General features: G+C 55.6%; 1 protein-coding gene. It reads right to left on the bottom strand.

Features of this window, described 5'->3' with window-relative positions; genetic code table 11:
* Positions 1–1,080, bottom strand: a 1,080-nt coding sequence (locus WA407_RS26180; protein ID WP_336078730.1) for an AMP-binding protein, incomplete at both ends; no start/stop codon positions are given.

The raw sequence follows: 1,080 nt of genomic DNA, 5'->3' as shown, positions 1-1,080 counted from the left end.
CGCCGATCGGCACCGGATTCAGCTGGCTGTCCACGATGTAGAAGCGGGCGTTCAGCCACGCCTGACCAATCGGCACATTGCCGCTGCTTGGCAGCTTCGATAGATCTTCATCGTAGAAGCTGGAGTCGATTGCTGCTTCTGTGACGCCGTAGCTGTTCATAATGCGGATATCTGCGCCAAATCGTTCTTGCAGCACCCGATAATCCGTCACACTGCAGCTATCCGAGCTGGTGATCAGCAGTTCCAGACTGCTCATGTCCAGCCCCTGTTCATGCACATGCTGCATAAACGGTACGATCAGGGCCGGGGTCGATTCGAACACCGTAATCTGATAATCGCGAATCCATCCGTACAGACGGCTAAAATCAAGTCGGTCGTCTTTCGGACAAATGACCATCGTGCCGCCGTTATAGAGCGTCCGCGCAATATCCCCGACGAACACGTCGAAGGAGAAGCTTGCTAGTTGCAGCAGTCGTACTGGGAACTCGTTCAGACGGTAATCCCGACGATACGCCGCAGCCGTATTCACCAAACTGTGATGCTCAATCATGACCCCCTTCGGACGTCCGGTTGTCCCGGAAGTGTAAATGACATACGCCAAATCCTGCGGTTCATTGATCGGCTCGATATCCGTGGTGTCCCCGGTATACAGCGACTCATCGTCCAACGCCAGCACGGTATGCAGACGCAAGTTCGCTTCAGATTCGGATGCTGCTTCGCTGTCAGGTGGCGAATCTGCTGTTCCATTCAGGGTTCCATGGAGAGTACCTGATTCCACCGTTTCAGCTCCAGCCGCTGTTTCTAACTCGGCCTGTCGGCTTTCCTCCAGCCATGCCTGCGCACGGTCCTGCAATCCTGTCTGGGTCAACAGTACCGTCGCACCGCTGTCCTCCAGCATGAAACGAATACGTTCGGACGGATAATCCGCATCTAACGGTACATATGCACCGCCGGCCTTCCACACCGCCAGTACGCCGACCAACATATCCACCGAGCGTTCACTCAAGATGCCAACCATCGACTCGCGTCCAACGCCTTCGTTCCGCAATCTCCGCGCCAATTGGTTCGCACGCTCGTTCA

This window comes from Paenibacillus sp. 203 (assembly GCF_037027525.1).
GTDB classification, from domain to species: domain Bacteria; phylum Bacillota; class Bacilli; order Paenibacillales; family Paenibacillaceae; genus Paenibacillus; species Paenibacillus polymyxa_B.
This window is presented reverse-complemented; position numbering and strand designations above follow the sequence as displayed.